1 protein-coding gene is annotated in these 1,250 nt (G+C 72.0%); it reads right to left on the reverse strand.

Going from position 1 to position 1,250, the window contains the following annotated elements; all coding sequences use genetic code 11:
• Positions 1 to 98: 98 nt before the first annotated feature.
• Positions 99 to 1,250: EfeM/EfeO family lipoprotein (locus R6V09_RS53430; protein WP_317888595.1), on the reverse strand; the 1,152-nt coding region annotated here is incomplete at its 5' end.

Genomic DNA, 1,250 nt, shown 5'->3' on the forward strand with positions numbered 1-1,250 from the left:
TGCCGAGGCCGTACCCCGGTCGGCTGCCACCAGACCGGCACCGGCCACGGCCGCCGCGCTCGCCAGGAAGCCCCGGCGGCCCACCTCGTATCCGCGCTTCACGCGGTCCTCCGTACGTCCGTGAGGGCGGCCACATCGGCCAGCCGCTCGACCAGTCCACCGAGGTCGGAGTCGACCTTCTCCCTTTGCGGACGGCTGAGTTGAGCCAACGGCGTCCACTTCCCGGAGTGCTCGAAGCCGTCCAGGGTGTGCTGCGCCCGGTCCATCCAGTCGCCGAGTTCGCCGTAGCCCGTGTCCCGGGTCTTCAGCAGCGGGCCCAGATGTCCGAGCAGCACCCGGGTGCCGTCGAGGTTGGCGCGGGCGGTGGCCAGGTTGGTGCCGCTGCCGTAGTCGGTACGGCCGGTCAGTTCGAACTGCACGGTGTTCTCCAGGATTTCGTGCGCGCGCAGCCCGGTGTCGGCCGGATCCATCCGCTGGGAGGGCCAGCTGTTCTCCAACGCGCGGACGTCCTTGGCGAGTTGGTCCGCCGGACCACGCAGCCCGCTCGCCGACTCGCCGTGCCACAGCCCGTACTCGACCCGGTGGAACCCGGTGAACCCGGCGTCGCGCACCCCGCCGGACAGCCCGGCCGTGGTGCCGTTGATCGCCCCGTCGGAGTCGCCGAACGTGCCGTAGGCGGCGCCCATCCGCTCGTAGACCAGATGTGCGGGCAGCCACGCCTTGCGGGCCGCTGCGAGATCACCGCGATCGACGGCGGCCCGCAACTCGTCGGTCTTCCGGGCCAGTTCGACGGTCCGGGCCTGGATCCACTTCTGGTAGGCGAGCGTCGGCGGGATCAACTCCTGCTGGGTGATCGGGACGGCCGCCGGTCCGCTCCTCACCTTCGACCCGGTGATCCGCACGGTGGGCCCGGTCACGGCGTCGGCGTCGTCGGGCAGACATTTGAAGGCGTAGGAACCGTTGCCCAGGGTCACGCCGAGCGGCCGTACCGTCCCCGGCGCCAGCCCCTCGACCTCGCCGTAGACCGCGCCGGTCGTCGGATCGGTCAAATACACCTCGGCCGCTGTGCTCGACGTGTTGTGCAGCTCGAAGACCTGGTGCCCGGCTTGCGGGTGCGTCCAGCCGCTGCCGCAGCCGGAGGTCGCGACCTCGACGGTGGTGTGCGGCAGCCCGTCGGCGACGGCAGCGGCCCTGCCGTCCGAGCTGGACCCCCGGGCGGCCAGCACTCCTGCTGCCACGGCCGCCACGGC

The organism is Streptomyces sp. W16 (genome assembly GCF_033194735.1).
Taxonomy (GTDB): Bacteria; Actinomycetota; Actinomycetes; order Streptomycetales; family Streptomycetaceae; genus Streptomyces.